The sequence below is a fragment of the Ammoniphilus soli genome, assembly GCF_040813775.1.
This window is the reverse complement of the sequence record NZ_JBEGDL010000005.1, coordinates 229,623-244,776: the sequence shown is the minus strand read 5'-3', so window position 1 is coordinate 244,776 and position 15,154 is coordinate 229,623. Positions and strand designations below refer to the sequence as shown.

General features: G+C 44.0%; 18 protein-coding genes. 3 read left to right on the top strand and 15 right to left on the bottom strand.

The genetic code is table 11. The features are described from left to right. Window positions 1-139 precede the first annotated feature (139 nt). From ABLT31_RS13305 to ABLT31_RS13270, 8 genes are all read right to left on the bottom strand, one after another. Window positions 140-1,102 carry a biotin--[acetyl-CoA-carboxylase] ligase gene (locus tag ABLT31_RS13305; protein ID WP_367752239.1) on the bottom strand — a complete coding sequence of 321 codons (963 nt, stop codon included), beginning with the start codon at window positions 1,100-1,102 and terminating at the stop codon, window positions 140-142. Window positions 1,103-1,152: 50 nt separating this feature from the next. Beyond that, window positions 1,153-2,334, bottom strand: coding sequence for a CCA tRNA nucleotidyltransferase (locus tag ABLT31_RS13300; protein WP_367752237.1), 1,182 nt, complete (start codon window positions 2,332-2,334; stop codon window positions 1,153-1,155). Window positions 2,335-2,471: 137 nt separating this feature from the next. Next, window positions 2,472-3,596 carry an N-acetyl-alpha-D-glucosaminyl L-malate synthase BshA gene (bshA, locus tag ABLT31_RS13295; RefSeq protein ID WP_367752235.1) on the bottom strand — a complete coding sequence of 375 codons (1,125 nt, stop codon included), beginning with the start codon at window positions 3,594-3,596 and terminating at the stop codon, window positions 2,472-2,474. An 11-nt stretch (window positions 3,597-3,607) separates the two neighbouring features. After that, window positions 3,608-4,297, bottom strand: coding sequence for a bacillithiol biosynthesis deacetylase BshB1 (gene bshB1, locus ABLT31_RS13290; RefSeq protein WP_367752233.1), 690 nt, complete (start codon window positions 4,295-4,297; stop codon window positions 3,608-3,610). A 6-nt stretch (window positions 4,298-4,303) separates the two neighbouring features. After that, a complete protein-coding gene (gene mgsA, locus ABLT31_RS13285) occupies window positions 4,304-4,714 on the bottom strand; it encodes a methylglyoxal synthase (protein ID WP_367752231.1) in 411 nt (136 codons plus the stop codon). An 18-nt stretch (window positions 4,715-4,732) separates the two neighbouring features. Continuing rightward, on the bottom strand, window positions 4,733-5,515 hold the full coding sequence (dapB, locus tag ABLT31_RS13280) for a 4-hydroxy-tetrahydrodipicolinate reductase (RefSeq protein WP_367752229.1): 783 nt from the start codon (window positions 5,513-5,515) through the stop codon (window positions 4,733-4,735). A 24-nt stretch (window positions 5,516-5,539) separates the two neighbouring features. Then, window positions 5,540-6,040 (bottom strand): tetratricopeptide repeat protein, encoded by a 501-nt coding sequence (locus ABLT31_RS13275; protein ID WP_367752227.1) that lies wholly within the window; start codon window positions 6,038-6,040, stop codon window positions 5,540-5,542. A 124-nt stretch (window positions 6,041-6,164) separates the two neighbouring features. Then, a complete protein-coding gene (locus ABLT31_RS13270) occupies window positions 6,165-6,494 on the bottom strand; it encodes a nucleotide pyrophosphohydrolase (protein ID WP_129198949.1) in 330 nt (109 codons plus the stop codon). Between the two features lie 376 nt (window positions 6,495-6,870). On the opposite strand from ABLT31_RS13270, the gene ABLT31_RS13265 reads away from it, so the two are divergent. After that, on the top strand, window positions 6,871-7,728 hold the full coding sequence (locus ABLT31_RS13265) for a YitT family protein (RefSeq protein ID WP_367752225.1): 858 nt from the start codon (window positions 6,871-6,873) through the stop codon (window positions 7,726-7,728). A 42-nt stretch (window positions 7,729-7,770) separates the two neighbouring features. On the opposite strand, the gene ABLT31_RS13260 is transcribed toward ABLT31_RS13265, so the two are convergent. The 4 genes from ABLT31_RS13260 to ABLT31_RS13245 form a co-directional block, all read right to left on the bottom strand. Continuing rightward, window positions 7,771-8,697 carry a chemotaxis protein gene (locus ABLT31_RS13260; protein WP_367752385.1) on the bottom strand — a complete coding sequence of 309 codons (927 nt, stop codon included), beginning with the start codon at window positions 8,695-8,697 and terminating at the stop codon, window positions 7,771-7,773. A gap of 123 nt (window positions 8,698-8,820) precedes the next feature. After that, window positions 8,821-9,624 (bottom strand): sporulation protein YpjB, encoded by an 804-nt coding sequence (locus ABLT31_RS13255; RefSeq protein ID WP_367752223.1) that lies wholly within the window; start codon window positions 9,622-9,624, stop codon window positions 8,821-8,823. Between the two features lie 245 nt (window positions 9,625-9,869). After that, a complete protein-coding gene (locus ABLT31_RS13250) occupies window positions 9,870-10,226 on the bottom strand; it encodes a multicopper oxidase domain-containing protein (protein WP_367752383.1) in 357 nt (118 codons plus the stop codon). 3 nt (window positions 10,227-10,229) lie between these two features. Next, window positions 10,230-10,838: a multicopper oxidase domain-containing protein gene (locus tag ABLT31_RS13245; protein WP_367752221.1), complete on the bottom strand. Its 609-nt coding sequence runs from the start codon at window positions 10,836-10,838 to the stop codon at window positions 10,230-10,232. Between the two features lie 238 nt (window positions 10,839-11,076). Here ABLT31_RS13245 and ABLT31_RS13240 point away from each other — a divergent pair, with 238 nt between their 5' ends. Beyond that, a complete protein-coding gene (locus tag ABLT31_RS13240) occupies window positions 11,077-12,033 on the top strand; it encodes an LCP family protein (RefSeq protein WP_367752219.1) in 957 nt (318 codons plus the stop codon). Window positions 12,034-12,107: 74 nt separating this feature from the next. On the opposite strand, the gene ABLT31_RS13235 is transcribed toward ABLT31_RS13240, so the two are convergent. Beyond that, the gene (locus tag ABLT31_RS13235) at window positions 12,108-13,031 is read right to left on the bottom strand and encodes a cupredoxin domain-containing protein (protein WP_367752217.1); all 924 of its coding nucleotides are present in this window, start codon (window positions 13,029-13,031) and stop codon (window positions 12,108-12,110) included. 313 nt (window positions 13,032-13,344) lie between these two features. Here ABLT31_RS13235 and ABLT31_RS13230 point away from each other — a divergent pair, with 313 nt between their 5' ends. Continuing rightward, window positions 13,345-13,806, top strand: coding sequence for a GNAT family N-acetyltransferase (locus ABLT31_RS13230; protein ID WP_367752215.1), 462 nt, complete (start codon window positions 13,345-13,347; stop codon window positions 13,804-13,806). Window positions 13,807-13,867: 61 nt separating this feature from the next. On the opposite strand, the gene ABLT31_RS13225 is transcribed toward ABLT31_RS13230, so the two are convergent. Together ABLT31_RS13225 and ABLT31_RS13220 are read right to left on the bottom strand one after the other, a co-directional pair. After that, window positions 13,868-14,254, bottom strand: a complete 387-nt coding sequence (locus tag ABLT31_RS13225; protein ID WP_367752213.1) for a four-helix bundle copper-binding protein — start codon at window positions 14,252-14,254, stop codon at window positions 13,868-13,870. Window positions 14,255-14,376: 122 nt separating this feature from the next. Beyond that, entirely contained in the window at window positions 14,377-14,916 is a 540-nt protein-coding gene (locus ABLT31_RS13220) for a TVP38/TMEM64 family protein (RefSeq protein WP_367752211.1), read from the bottom strand. Window positions 14,917-15,154 lie beyond the last annotated feature (238 nt).

Here is a 15,154-nt window from a genome sequence, read left to right as displayed (position 1 = left end):
ATAGGCTCAGAGCAGATTTTAATTAAGCATGCTTAAATTTCTTTCTTCGCTTTTGCATATCACTCAGTTACATTGTGCTATTCCTCTATAGGGAGGATACAGCCAACTTGTCCTTAGTATAGCAGAATTGCCCTAAAGTTCAACTAATTTCTATATCGGCTGAGTACACTTTCTCTACGCTTCCGTCATCCTTTTGGACCAACAGGACCCCTTGATCATCAATTCCCAGGGCGAAACCGGTCATGGTGCCACTCATCTGCCGAATGATCAGATTTTTCCCAATCGAAATGGCATGTGATTCCCAACGGCTTTTAATAGGAGCAAACCCTTCTTCAAGATAAAGTTCATACAGCTCTTCTAATTTTTGCAGAAGGTTTTGAATGAGCTTTACCCTTCGGATAGGCTCCTTTTTTTCCAGCATAAGGGACGTAGCGATCCCCGAGAGCTCCTCAGGGAATGAAGGGGTATTCACATTAATGCCCACTCCGATAATTAAGTAATTTATACAATCCGATTCAGCATTTAGCTCGGTTAAAATTCCGCAAATTTTCTTCCCGTTCAATAAGATATCGTTCGGCCATTTAATTTGCACCGGCAATTCCGTTTCTTCCCGGATCGCTTCAACAATAGCCACCGCAGTAAGAAGGGTCAGCTGCGGGCAGCGATGCAATTCCAGCTTTGGCCGAAGCAGAATGCTCATCGATACTCCGCTGCCTGGCGGTGAATGCCACACTCTGCCTAGCCTGCCCTTGCCGCCCTCCTGGTGATCCGCAATGACTAGGGTGCCTTCCGGTGCCCCTTCCTTTGCCAAGCTATGGGCTTTGTGCTGTGTTGAATCCACCGATGGAAAATAGTGTACTTCTTTGCCCAAATACTTTGTATTTAGCCCCCATCTCACTTCTTCCGGATAAGGCACATCAGGTGAGGAAAGGAGACGATAGCCTGAACGTCGAACCGCTTCGAATTCATAGCCCTCCCCTCGCAATTCCTCGATATGCTTCCAGATGGCTGTACGCGAGCAGGAAAGGGCATTGCTCAGGCTTTCGCCCGAAACAAAATCCCCCTCGGCTTCTTTAAACATCTTCAAAATTTCATCTTTCATATCCAACCTTAACCTTTCTGGCCTGGTAAAATAAAACCTTCGATAAGACGCTAACCCAGTTTTCTAGCTTCCTTTAAGAGTAATTCGCGATCATTTGGCATGCCTTCCAGGGAAACCTGTTCAAACAAATATTGCAGCGTTCTCCCTATCCACGGTCCGGATGGTTTACTGCTGTCCAGCATTAAATCCTCGCCCGTAACAGCAAGCTGTTTCATATCCCGAAGAAGAATCTGCTGATCCCAATGGTTCAAGCATTCATCGTCGATAGAAAATGGATTATAGAAAGCGCGTGATAAAGCCCGACATTGCTTAACTTTTTCTATACCATAGCGAAGAAGGAGCCTCTTCGCCTCCCTCTCACCCTCCAGAGGGAGCTGAGCTATCTCTAGGCAGACAGCCACCTCTTGTATAAACTTTTTAGGAAAGCGCCAAAGCATCAGAAATTGCTTAGCTTCCTCAGCTGAATCTTCGAAACACAAGGCAGCCCATCTCAGCGCTGTATTTTCGCACTGGTTCGTCCAATGCTTATTAGGGTGTTGTGACAGTTTGAGCGCTTTTGAGCGCCAGTCCGAAAAAGGCAGTATTCCCTCCGCCGCAAGGAGGTCGATCGCTCTCACGGGATGATCCCCTTCGATCATTTTGATCATTTCGTCCCGGATTCTTTCCTTGGAAATTTGATTTAATCCCGCACTGGTGGCTTTCATTGCAGCCCAAGTGGCAGATTCGATCTGCAAAGCATATCGAATGCTGAAGCGCAACCCCCTAAGAATGCGCAAAGCATCTTCCTCAAAACGCTCATAAGGATTTCCTACCGCACGAAGAATCGATTTTCCCAAGTCCTGTTTCCCATTAAAAGGATCAATAAGATTGCCTTGGAGATCCATTGCCATGGCGTTGATCGTAAAATCGCGTCGTCCCAGATCCACCGTGATATCATCAACAAACTCCACCCCTAAAGGATGCCGGTGATCAGCATATCCCAAATCTTTGCGAAAGGTGGTAACCTCAAACGACTGCTCCTTCCAGTGAACGGTTACTGTCCCATGCTGAATTCCCGTCGGAATCACCTTCGGAAACAAGCTCATCACTTGATCCGGACTGGCGGATGTAGCAATATCAATATCTTGGACGGGAAGTCCAAGCAATTTATCTCGAACAAAGCCTCCTACCTTGTAAGCGAAGAATCCCTTTTCCTCAAGAATGGCAAGAAGTTCATCAGCAGCTTGTTCCAACCTTGTAACCTCCTTCCTTTAACAAAATATAATGTAGAGAGGAGGTGAAAAGAATGCGCGTATTCATAGGCGTATTGGTATTATTATCCAAGATATTTCAAACCAGGCCAGTTCGCAAATAATCGGAATTTGGATAATTAGGATTTTCCATAAACCAACCGTTCATAAATCTGCTCATATTCCTTGGCTATCTTTTCTTGGCAGAACATGTAGTATGCCCGCTGAAGCGACTGTTTCGAAAACCTGGCATATAGTTCATCCGTGTTGAGAAGCAATAACACCTTTTCAGCCATTCCTTCGATATCGCCTATGGGCAGGAGATAGCCGGTCTGTCCTTCCTCTACGACTTCCGGTATTCCTCCGGTATTCGTTGCGACCACCGGTTTGCCGCATGCCATCGCTTCTAGAGCCACCAAACCAAAGCTTTCTTTTTCGGAAGTCAGTAATAATAGGTCTGCAAGGGAATAGACACAAGCGAGATTATCCTGCTTCCCCATGAAGCGAACGTCTTGAGACAAGCCCATCTCTTGAACAAGTTGACGTACCATGGAGGTATCAGGACCCTCTCCAATGAGCAATAATTTCGCAGGCATGGATTGCCGAACCCGGTCAAAGACCTTAATGACGTCCTGTGTTCTTTTAACTGGCCTAAAATTAGATACATGAATGATAATTTTTTCTCCATTCGGAGCCATCTGTTTCTTTACTTCAGTCATATCCCGCGGATAATACTCCCGCTTATCTACGAAGTTATACACCTTCTCAATTGGTTTTTCTACTCCAAGAAGCTGTTTGGTTTGATTGATTAAATCCTGTGACACCGCCGTTACCGCATCGCTTTTCTCGATCCCGAAACGAATCATGTTGCTGAGTGTCCGATCATAGCCCAGCACCGTAATATCCGTGCCATGCAATGTAGTCACAATTTTCAGGTGGTCTCCTACCATTTCCTTGGCTAGATGAGCACTGATCGCATGCGGAACGGCATAGTGAACATGCAATAAGTCCAGTTTCTCCGTCTGAGCCACTTCCGCCATGCGACTGGCTAAGCTTAAATCGTAGGGCGGATAACGGAACACGTTGTACCGATTAACCTCTACTTCATGGTAAAAAATATTTGGATAAAACTTTCCTAACCGAAACGGCATATCGGATGTTATAAAATGCACAACATGCCCGCGCTCAGCCAAAAGCTTCCCCAACTCTGTAGCTATTACGCCAGAACCGCCCACTGTCGGATAGCATGTGATCCCAATCTTCATGGTTTTTCCTCTCAAGGTAAGTAGTCTAAGGAAAGGGGAGCAGAGGATTTAAACCCCTCTGCAAAACCCTTGCCTATTTTTCTTCCGAATACATATTCTCTGCTGCGGATTTGTTCGAAGTACCCTGTGTTCAAGGGTGTATCCACTCTGCCATTCGCCGGCATAAACTGGCTTTCATAGGCTTCTAAGATATGTATCTTCTGATCATACACATCTGTAACGTTGATGCAGAAATCCGGATCGGTAAAATCATTGATAAAGTAATGATAAAAGCGGGAAACCTTAAAAGGTTCTCCAGCTTCTGGAGCAAACTTGCGAATTCCTGCACTGAATATAGCTTCCCGAACGAGACGACTGCACCATTCATGGTCCGGATGACGATCCTCCCAATAAGGGGCAAGAATAATGGAAGGCTTCCATTCTCGGATCACGCGAACCAATCGTCCGATCTGCTCCGTACCCAATTGAATCTGCCGGTCCGGAATGTCCAGATTGATGCGATGTTTGGCCCCCATGCGAATCCTTGCCCGTTCTGCCTCTTGCTTTCTAGTCTCCACATCCCCATTCGATGAGAGCTCTGCTAAGGTCAAGTCGCACAGGATGATGGTCTGTCCCGCGGAGGCTTGCTTGTAAAGGGTGCCGCCAGCTCCGATTTCAATATCATCCGCATGAGCTCCAATAGCCAATATATCTGCAGCCATGTTTTTTTATTCTCCTTTATACTTATCTACGACTTCTCTCCAACTAAAAAATCCGTGCTCTACCGCTTTTATTAATAGTTCGGCAGTAGCGACATTTGTAGCTAGCGGAATCCCATAGACATCACATAGGCGGAGCAATGCATTGACATCAGGTTCGTGAGGCTGAGCAGTCAACGGATCACGGAAGAAGATGATGAGATCCAAGTCTCCTGTAGTTACGAGAGCCCCAATCTGCTGGTCTCCCCCTAATGGACCTGAGGCCAGACGATGGATATTCAAATCGGTCTGCTCCATGATCCTCGAACCAGTTGTTCCGGTAGAATACAATGTATGTTGGGAAAAAATATGTTCATAGGCAATCATGAAATTAACCAATTCACTTTTCTTCTTATCATGGGCAATTAAAGCAATCTTCATGGGACCCTCCTGCGAGCATTAATCCATTACATTCTCAAGACCGTAAACAAGGGTATTCAAATCGATGACTTTCTTAATGGCTAAATTGATGCCTGGCATAAAGGATTCCCGATTCATGGAATCATGACGTATGCTCAATGTTTGTCCAACATGGCCGAAGAGCACTTCCTGATGGGCTACCAATCCGGGCAAGCGGACGCTGTGAATGCGGAATCCATTATAGTAGCCGCCGCGAGCCCCGTCGATGATTTCCTCTTCATCCGGATGTCCCTGTTTGAATTCTTGCCGGGTCTGTTGGATCAGTTCTGCCGTTTTTACCGCTGTACCGGATGGGGCGTCCAGTTTCTTATCATGGTGCAGCTCAATGATTTCCACATGCGGCATATAGCGAGCCGCTTCCCTTGCAAACTTCATCATGAGGATGGCCCCGATGGCGAAATTTGGGGCGATAATGGCTCCGACGCCTTTCTCGCGGGACAGGTCGTCCAATTCCTGAATCTCGTCCGCACTTAACCCGGTTGTCCCTACAACCGGTCTGACCCCGTGTTGAATCGCAAGTTCCATATTGTTCTTTACCGCCTGCGGGGTCGTTAAATCCACGAGGACATCCGGTCTATAATTCAGAAAAGCTTCTTCTAGAGAAGTGAGGAAAGGTACACCATGAACGCTGGCTCCCTCTCCTCTAGATCTGGGGGAACCTACTTCAGCCACCAATTCCAATTCTGGGTCAGACATGACCATCTTGACGGCCTCTTGGCCCATTCTCCCTTTTGAACCTGCTACTGCGACGCGAATTGACATATTTGTTTCTCCTTTTTCTCTTCGTTAGTCTTCTTGAAATAGGCATGCTTTCAACAGCTCTTTCGCCTCCCGGTGGCTTGGATCCAAAGCCAGTAGCTCCTGAAGGGCATCAGCCGCTTCATCCGCCATTCCTTGCTCTTTCAGCATCATGGCATAAAGCAATCGAGACTGGGTATTGATCGGATCCAATTCAATGGATCGTTCAAGCAAAGGCAAAATCGCCGACATCTCTTCCCCTTTCCTCATTTTGGAAAGGGCATCTTTCGCCAGTATCCGTCCCTCCAAGAAAGCCTTGTGCTGACGGTAAACCGGATTATCCGGACTGATTCGAACAGCCTGTTGGATCGTTGCCATGGCATCTTCCAAATTATTGTTTCTGGCGTAAGTGATTGATAATTTATAATAATAAGCTGAATTATTAACGTCACGGCTTATTGCTTTTTTAAACAATTCAATGGCCTTCTGGTAGTCTTTCTGAAAGATGGCACGGTAGGCTTCCTTGATAAACTCCTTTCCTGGATTCATAGCATCACATTCCTTTTTAGCGAAGGTTCTATCATGCTACAGTATATGTACAGCCTATCAAGTCCGTGTGGCCTATCTTAGTACCAAATTATACAGGATTATGTATCTATTGGAAAAGAGGGAACTACTCTTTTCTTGTCCAGCGATTTGCATCTCTTGTGTTAAACTTGTGCATCATTTTATGAAAAGCTTCTTCTAGATCAATATTCAAGGAGTTGGCAAAGCAGGTTAGTATAAAAAGACAGTCAGCCAATTCCATATCGATGGAATTCTCCTCCTCATCGGCCCGCTTGGGTTTTTCGCCATAATAATGGTTTACCTCCCGCGCCAATTCTCCCGCTTCCTCCGTTAGTCTGGCCATAAGGGCCAATGGGCTGAAATACCCCTCTTTAAACTGTGAAATATAGGCATCAACCTCGGCCTGCATTTCCTTGATCGTCATTTCTTTGGACATGAATTCCATCCTTTCTTCATTTTTTCTTTTTTCATAGACCAATTATACCACGTTCCTTTTTCCTCACCTATTTCCTAGACAGTTTGAGAACATACTAGGTATTATTAAGGAGGCTGTGATTAATTGGTCTAGCATAACGGGAGAAAGTCCGGTTATTTCAAAAAACGTGAAAAATTCGGGATAAAATAACAGGAGAATATCCGCTTATTAAATTGAAACACAGGAAAAAACCTTGTTTTACTGGACTTAACCGGAAAAAGTCCCCTTATTTTCCACTTTTTCTTTAAAAATTGTTAAATAAGCGGAAAATCTCCTGTTATCACCTGACTCCCAGATTCAGGCCAACTCAATACATAATTCCGTTAGGTGGTATTTGATGAAACAGCGAGTCAGAAATATCATAATGATTATCCTCGGTTCCGGCCTAATGGGCTTCGGCATCAACTATTTTAACATTGCCAACAATCTAGCTGAAGGCGGGGTAACAGGGATCACCATCCTCCTAAAGTTTATCTTCAACTGGGACCCAGGTTTGGTTAACCTGCTCATTAATATTCCCCTTTTGGTTTTAGGGTGGAGGGTACTTGGGCGTATTGCTTTAATCTATACGATTATTGGAACGGTATCTTTATCCTTTTTCTTATCGCTCTTTGGTCAATTTCGACTTCCGCTGGAGGACTCACTGCTTGCTGCACTATATGCAGGGGTATCGTTGGGGGTAGGGCTCGGTATTGTTTTTCGTTTTGGGGGCACCACAGGCGGTGTGGATATTATCGCTCGACTGCTCAATAAATACAAAGGCTGGAGTATCGGACGGACAATGTTTGTGGCCGACTTTTTCGTTATCGGCATATCTTTGATCTACTTGGATTTAACAGGAGCCATGTATACTTTAGTCGCGGTTTTTATCGGGGCTCGGGTCATTGATTTTGTGCAGGAAGGAGCCTACTCTGCGAAAGCGGTTACGATCATTTCAGATCATAATGAAGAGATTGCTAAGAAAATCATGGTTGAGATGGAAAGAGGGGCTACTTTATTAAGTGGAAAGGGCGGCTGGACCGGAATTCAAAAGAATGTGCTGTATTGCGTTGTCAGCCGCCAGGAAATGATCCGTGTCAAAAGCTTAGTCCATGAAATTGACCCTTATGCCTTTATCATCGTAAATGATGTTCACGAGGTGCTCGGGGAAGGCTTTACCCATGACGAGCAAAAGCGCCCGCTGAAAGAAGCTTAACTTTAAGCTCCGGGGCTCCTCTAGGAGCCCTCGGTCATGTTACTAACTTAAAATCAACTTGTCCAGCGTCTTCACTAGAGTGTCGATCTGGGGTTTCGTAATTTGGGCGTTCGCGCCAACAGCCTCACCCTTATGCTTCAGGGATTCAGAAATTAAGGAAGAGAAAATGACGACCGGAATTCGCTGAAGATGCTCATGTTCTTTTACTTTTTTGGTCAGGTGCAGCCCATCCATTTGGGGCATTTCGATATCTGTAATGAGAAGATGAACCTGGTCTTGGATATTTTCCTTATGTTGACTGGAAAGTTCAAGAAGATATTCCCAGGCTTGCTTCCCATCCTGAAAGATATGATGCTGTAAATACCCGGCCTTCGCCAGTGTCTCCTCGAGAAGCTTGCGCAGGATTCCCGAATCTTCCGCTATAAGGATGCGCTTGCTCTCCCTTTCCTGTCGAATGGCCACATGATTTAAACGGTTTACATTAATGCCCGTATCGGGATTGATATCAACTACGATTTTTTCAAAATCCAGCAGCATGATCATTTTATTTTCGAGCTTGATAACCCCAACCAGGGAACCTCCGGACTGTAGCATTTCAGAAGGCTTTTCAATTCGTTCCCAGGAGATTCGGTGAATTTGGTTTACCCAGCCAACATGGAAAACCACTTTCATTTCATTAAATTCCGTAACGATGAAACTTCCTTCATTCCATGCAAGCTCCTCTCTTAAGCCAAGTACCCGGGGAAGGTTAATCACCGGCAGGATTTCGTTCCGCATGAGGATGAGTCCGGAAATATGGGGGTGTGAATGAGGCAGTTTGCTTACCTTTTGAGGGGCTGTAATTTCCCTTACCTTCGCAACATTAATGCCGAAGCACTGTTCCTTATCAGTTGTTATGCCGAGCTCCAGCACCTCTAATTCATTCGTCCCGCTTTCCAGAAGAATCTCTTTTTTTATAGGCTGGATCATCACCAAGCATCATCCCTTTAGTTTTTATCATTATTTCTATATTCTAAAGGAATATCACTATAAATGTAATCATAGAGTTATGTCGTTTTTTTGAAAAAACAAAAAAGGCGGTAAGAAACCACCTTATATACTGAACCTCTGAGCCCTATACATTCTCCACCCCACATACGATAAAACCGTAAATAAGATCATAGCCATTAAAGTAATCATCGCAATCGGCGAATTGCTGCTGATATACCATGCAAAAGTAAACTCCTCCTTACCCAAAAATACGTTCCCCGTGACTTCTCTTAGCTGCTCCAATGCACTCTGGACGGCGAGCCAATTCACTTCGCTCTGCCGTGATTGTTGCTGCAAGAAATTATATAAGGAGTCCAGCATTTGCATCGTAGAAGGTGAATGGTTAACAGCAAAGGAAGGCTTTAAAATCATATACAGCTGCATATGCTCCTGAAGGGCCGTATGGAAATCACTTACCTCTTTGCGCTGGGAGTGATGAATCATTTTACTCACTTGCTCCACATAGGTCATATGATACCCCCGCCAAATCGGCTGGTTAGGGTGAGTCAAAGCATCAATAAACAAGCGAATCTGCGTCGCGTGCCATAACGCCTCCTTTTTATCAGGAGATACGGCAGCGTAAACTTGCTTTCCTTGCACTAAAGCATTCGATGCCAACTCTAAAGCTTCTATACTGATTTTCTTATGGAATCCAACTTGGGTAAACCCTTGTGCCAGTTCATCCAATTTTGCTTTTGCTTCCAATATCTCCCCATGCTCGGTATGTCTCAGTACTTCCTGGGATAGGCGATCCAAATTTTGCATCAACTCTTGCTGTGATATTTCCTGATCCGCAGAAACAATTGCAGGTAGGCACAACACCATCAAGAGGATGGTTATCATCAAGCGATAGAATCTCTTATTCAACTTTAACCCTCCCTCTTCGACATCTACCTTCATCTTATGGGAGGCAGGACAAGTTTAGACCTGTTAATATTCTTTTGCACCACTATTTAATTCACTTTAACCAACACAAAAGACCGACATATAGCCGGTCCTCCCTCAAAGGTTGAACTTAAAGATTCCGAGTTATTCGTGGATGGAATCTATGTATCAAATCTCCTAGGTACTGAAATTAGGTCTTACAACTCCACTAAGAGGCGCTAGACACCTTACTCCGGTTTGTCTTCATCCGTCATCTGAATGTCTTTTGGCGGTTCATACCCTTCATAGTTAACTGTACCCACCATTCCAGAACTGGCATGATGCAAATCGTGGCAATGGAATAGCCAATCTCCAGGGTTATCCGCTGGGAAGGCCACTTCTACCGATTCATCCTGCTTCAGCAAAATGGTATCCTTACAAATTTCCGTCGATACGGCTTGCCCATTTCTTTTTAATACGCGGAAGAAATGTCCGTGCAGGTGCATTGGATGATCGGCATTGCTTTCATTCTTTATCGTTACGTTAACCCAATCTCCCTGTTTGACTTCCAAAGCGGGGACATTCGGGAAAAATTCTCCATTAATCGGTTAGACGGTTTCCATATTTCCGTTCGCTTGCACCATTTTCTCAGTTAGAGTCATGGTGTAGGTTTTTTCGAACTTAGCTGGCAGAGCCGGGCGTTCCGGTAATGGGATCTTCGGCCATTCCTTTGCCCCTGTGCTGGCGAGCTCCCCTTCCACCCTGAAAGGAATACGCAACGGCTTGGAGGACTGGATAAAGGTGGTCATGCTGTGGTTATTCGTTGCTGCACCATCGCGAAGTTCCTTAAACGCCCAATCGCCGCTCTTGTCTGCGCGGATTAAAACATCCACCCGCTCACCCGGGGCGATCGTAAATCCGATATCCTGCTGAACCTCCTGCTCGACAGGCTGACCGTCGAAGGATATGATTTTGCCCTGATGCCCTAGGAGATGCAAGGTGCGGCGGATATTGCCGGAATTAAGGAATCGAAGGCGAACCAGTTCTCCTTTTTTTGCCACTAAAGGCTCAATCGCCTCTTCCGCTTTGCCATTCACGGAGACCAAATCATAATTCGCCATATGATCTCCCTGCGAACCTCCTTGCTCCATTCCAGCCATGGCATGCGGGTTTCCTTGTCCTTCCGGAGTAGCGGCTGAACTAGCCCATTCATCCAAATGGTCTCCACGGTCTGTTCCTGCTTAGGCTCCGGCGCGGTGCAGGATTTCTATATTCAAATTGCCATATGTTAAAACTTCACAATTACAAAAACTGAAAAAATGATTCAAAATTATGATATAGTAACATTCAACAACTTATTAGTTTTTTTGTCCAATACAGCATTAGGATTTAAAAAATCCCTCAACAGGGTTTGTTGGTATGAGAAGGGAATGTTAAATCATGAGGCTAAAAAAAATGGGTATACGAGTTTTATGGTTATTTTTCATAACCTTTGTAATTCTTACTGGATATTATGGATCTGTTTTATATAATTTTTCAGAACGGATCAACCAAAATGGAGATAATCAACGCGCTCAAGCAGAAACCAAAACTGAACCAATCAAGCTTCCGGAATGGAAAGGTACAGAGCCCGTTAGTATACTTTTGTTAGGTACGGACAAAAGAGAAACTGAATCCTCTATGCGTTCAGATACCATCTTGCTTTTAAACCTTAATCCCGTAACCAAACAAGCCTACCTCTTTTCCATCCTCCGTGATACTTGGATCAAAGTACCTGGGTATGGATCCAATCGAATCAATACTTCTTTTGAGATGGGGGGACCCGATTTAACGGCAAAAACCGTTGAAGCATTAACGGGATTGTCCATCCAGTATTACATGACCACCGATTTTGAAGGCTTTGAAAAAATGGTTGATGCCCTTGGCGGACTCGATTTATACGTTGAAAAAGATATGGATTATCTTTTATATGAAAATAACGGTTACTATGACATCCATTTAAAAGAAGGAATGCAGCGATTGGATGGGCATAAAGCCTTGCAATATGTTCGATTTCGTCATGATAAAATGGGTGATTTTTCACGAACGGAACGACAGAGGAAGCTACTTAAGGCCTTGGCCAGCCAAGCCAAGAGCCATTTAAATGCCTTTAATATTCCTAAAATCCTCAATGATCTTTCTCCTTACATTTCAACCAATATGGAGACGAATGATATGCTTCGCTTTGCATCCTTAGCCACAAAAGTACGGTGGACGGAAATGGGAACGGAACAAATCCCTCCTTTTTCCATTCTAAAAGAAAAGAGAGTAAATGGAGGGCAAGTGATTGACCCTAATATAGAAGAAACGAAAATTTTTATTCATGATTTGTTAAGTCACGAAGTTGCACAACGATCATCTTCTGGCAAATAGAATTAGAATAAAAAGCCGAAATCCTTGGTATAAGGAGATTCGGCTTTTGTTTTACTATGTGGTAAAGCTTAATTCTATAATACATTAATTATGCCGACCATTCCCGCATCCTGATGGCCAGGTACAGTACAGAAGACTTTATACCGTCCGGCCTGTAAGGGCGTAAACGTAATAGCTTGTTTCTCGCCAGGACCAGCGTGCACATGGACAACGTTCGATCCTGCCCCATGTGAAACATCTTGACCCCAAATATTGGCTTCCAGCTTTACAATTTCCAAATCATGTTCTACCTTACCCTCATTCTTCAAGACTAGGGTAACCTTTTCTCCTTTGCGCAATTCCACTTGTTCCGGAGAATAAGAGAATTCTGTTGCCCTAACTGTAATCTCATTCTCTTGATACCCCATCTCCCGCTCGCTGGAATCATGCTTTGTATGCGCATTTTCGATTCCGTCCCCTTGGGTGATATGTATAGTTGAACCGAGCTGGTTATAGCCAACAAAGAAAGCAAACAGCACCACCGTCATGAATAAAGGTTGATGAAACAAAGTGCGTTTGGAATCTTTTTTCCCGGAAAACTCCTCCTGCATCATATATAGAAGAATCAGCAAGATGCCGATAAAAAGGACGAACATAATGCGAATCAAGGTATTCTGAAACTCTATAGGCACCATCTCCCCTAGCATAGCTCCCATCATGCCGGCCATTAACCCAGCAAGCATTCCATCCAGCACGGCCATGACGCTCATTGGAAGACCCGCTAGAAAACCAGCCCCCATGCCGACAAACATGGAAATGATCGTAGAAAGGAACAGATTCCCGGAAAAAAGGACTCCGAATATGACACCAGCCGTTAATCCTACCATCATTCCCAGCGTCATAGCAATCATCATTCCCGTCATGCCTGGAATCCGATTTCGCTTATGGACGGAATATCCAATGACAGCCGTTGAGAGAGCAAGCATAACTCCAAAAGTAACCCATAAAGACATTGTCATTTGTCGGTTCTCCTCTCGATACGTCCTTTGCTACCCATTTTATGTCTTCTCACGGAATGGTAGTCCAAATCGATCGAGAGTCACTACGCGTTATAGCTTTATTGAACAAAGTGAAATCTACTCTTCAAAAGTAATTCATCTAATAGAAGAAAACCACCCGCATCCATCAGGATGGGGTGGCTTTTGCTTACACTTGCTAAATTTCTAGACTAATTGAGATAAAAACCTTATATAACCCAATTTTATAAGCTGCCTGCATAAGTCTATTCGCTGCTCCTTAACGCTACATATCTTAGTGATAAGGAGGAATCCTATGCAGATAACTATTCGGAAATCCGTAGCTGATGATGTTAAAGCTATTAAAAGAGTTTTATCTCTCGCTCATCAGGATAATACGAGAAAAGGATACGTCTTCCCAGCAGCTCGCATCAAACTTAGCAAACTGCGGGAAAAGATGAAGAAAGAAATATATTATGTTCTTGTATTCGAGAAAAAAATTGTAGGAACGGTAGCGATCCGCCGAAGAAATACGTATTGGGAAATCGGGTCATTGGCAGTCATCCCGTCTTACCAGAAGCGGGGATGGGGAAATAAACTACTTCGCTATGCTGAGAAAAAAGTGAAAAAACAGGGTGGAAAAAGGACCGGATTGTTCACTATCAAACGACATCCCAGCTTGCCATCGTATTATAAAAAAAGAGGATATCAACCAGTTGGGAAAAAATCCTTCCAAAGCAGAAAATGGATGCTTTTGTTAAAAAACCTTTCCAAATGATCTGGGATGAGTCTAAAAAGTAGAATCAACACGTTTCGAACCATCAGTCTCTTTGGACGGATCAGCTCATTTTCCGAAGAAATTCACGGCATGCTGCGGCGCAATGGAAACATACCCGAGTGCCATGCTGAGACATTTCATCCTGGAATCTGGAACATTCCCTTCCGCAAGCTTCACATATTTCCGCACATTTCTGGATTAGCGAGCGGGTAAAGGAACTTTGGCGAGATAAGTATTTTGCGGTTAGGGCGCAAATATCCGCACAATCGCGCAAAAATTGAATCTGCATTGTCCTTGCATGCAGGTCAGGCTGATGGAGCATCATCGTTACCATATGCTCGCAAACCGCTTCACAGTGCTGAATGTTATTCACCAGACCAGGAAGCATGTAAGCATTCGCAGTGGCCTTTGGAGAATGGGTCAAAGGAACATTCATCTTATGAGGCATGCAGTATTACCCTCCATTTTTCGATTAATTTCGCTTGCCATACTACGATATGTAGGGTCATGCGGAGGGGTTAATTGGCTATTATAAAAGTAATTCAAAAAAGGCTCCTGCCTAATATGTATCTATCTCTTTTTAACTACCAAATAAAAGAAATAACCGGCTGCTAAAGCTAACAACAGTTTTCCTTGCCACTCAAACCTGGTAACTTGATATACGGAATAAGCTTCAATGAGCAATGCGGGGATTTTCCCCAATGAACTCGCAAGCGCGAATGAGATCAGCGAAACTCTCCCAACCGCTCCCGTAAATGTAACCAATCCTGATGGAATGAAAGGCAGAAGGCGAAGAGACAGAATAAGATAAAAAGCTTCTTTGCCTTCAGCATCCAATAATCGCCTTAGTTTGGGGTACTTTTCAAGATGTTTTTCAGAAATTTTTTTCAATCCTTTTCTGTAAATAATAAATGCGACGATTGCACCAATTGCCTCACCCAGAAAAGAAATCATCGTTCCCCCAAAAAATCCAAAAAACAACAGATTGGCACCCGTTACAAAGACACTTGGAACAACGCCAAGAACCGCAATAACAATATTGATTAGTAAACTGATCAAAACCGCGATGTTTTCATATTCCATAAAATAATAAACAATCTTTTGTTCCATAAATTCACCTAAGTCCCATTTAATGTTATCTTTTATTGTAGATAAGCAGATCTAGTTCCTACAGAAACCACATCCCTTTAATACTTCAATTCGTATCTATATTAACATAATACTGTCTGTGGATGTTGATGGTGATACTGCTGCGCGAAACCGTACTATGGAGGAAATCTGATGGAATATTCTTTCTCCCTCCATATTTCTACATAAAGTTTTTTTATAATATAACCAAAGGGAGGGA

Excerpts from the sequence above, each read along its gene's own strand:
- ABLT31_RS13275 (WP_367752227.1), bottom strand. The coding sequence starts at position 6,040 with ATGAATCCAGGAAAGGAGTTTATCAAGGAAGCCTACCGTGCCATCTTT.
- ABLT31_RS13270 (WP_129198949.1), bottom strand. The coding sequence starts at position 6,494 with ATGTCCAAAGAAATGACGATCAAGGAAATGCAGGCCGAGGTTGATGCC.
- bshA (WP_367752235.1), bottom strand. The coding sequence starts at position 3,596 with ATGAAGATTGGGATCACATGCTATCCGACAGTGGGCGGTTCTGGCGTA.
- ABLT31_RS13240 (WP_367752219.1), top strand. The coding sequence starts at position 11,077 with ATGGGTATACGAGTTTTATGGTTATTTTTCATAACCTTTGTAATTCTT.
- bshB1 (WP_367752233.1), bottom strand. The coding sequence starts at position 4,297 with ATGGCTGCAGATATATTGGCTATTGGAGCTCATGCGGATGATATTGAA.
- ABLT31_RS13305 (WP_367752239.1), bottom strand. The coding sequence starts at position 1,102 with ATGAAAGATGAAATTTTGAAGATGTTTAAAGAAGCCGAGGGGGATTTT.
- dapB (WP_367752229.1), bottom strand. The coding sequence starts at position 5,515 with ATGTCAATTCGCGTCGCAGTAGCAGGTTCAAAAGGGAGAATGGGCCAA.
- ABLT31_RS13265 (WP_367752225.1), top strand. The coding sequence starts at position 6,871 with ATGAAACAGCGAGTCAGAAATATCATAATGATTATCCTCGGTTCCGGC.
- mgsA (WP_367752231.1), bottom strand. The coding sequence starts at position 4,714 with ATGAAGATTGCTTTAATTGCCCATGATAAGAAGAAAAGTGAATTGGTT.
- ABLT31_RS13220 (WP_367752211.1), bottom strand. The coding sequence starts at position 14,916 with ATGGAACAAAAGATTGTTTATTATTTTATGGAATATGAAAACATCGCG.
- ABLT31_RS13235 (WP_367752217.1), bottom strand. The coding sequence starts at position 13,031 with ATGACAATGTCTTTATGGGTTACTTTTGGAGTTATGCTTGCTCTCTCA.
- ABLT31_RS13230 (WP_367752215.1), top strand. The coding sequence starts at position 13,345 with ATGCAGATAACTATTCGGAAATCCGTAGCTGATGATGTTAAAGCTATT.
- ABLT31_RS13260 (WP_367752385.1), bottom strand. The coding sequence starts at position 8,697 with ATGATCCAGCCTATAAAAAAAGAGATTCTTCTGGAAAGCGGGACGAAT.
- ABLT31_RS13225 (WP_367752213.1), bottom strand. The coding sequence starts at position 14,254 with ATGCCTCATAAGATGAATGTTCCTTTGACCCATTCTCCAAAGGCCACT.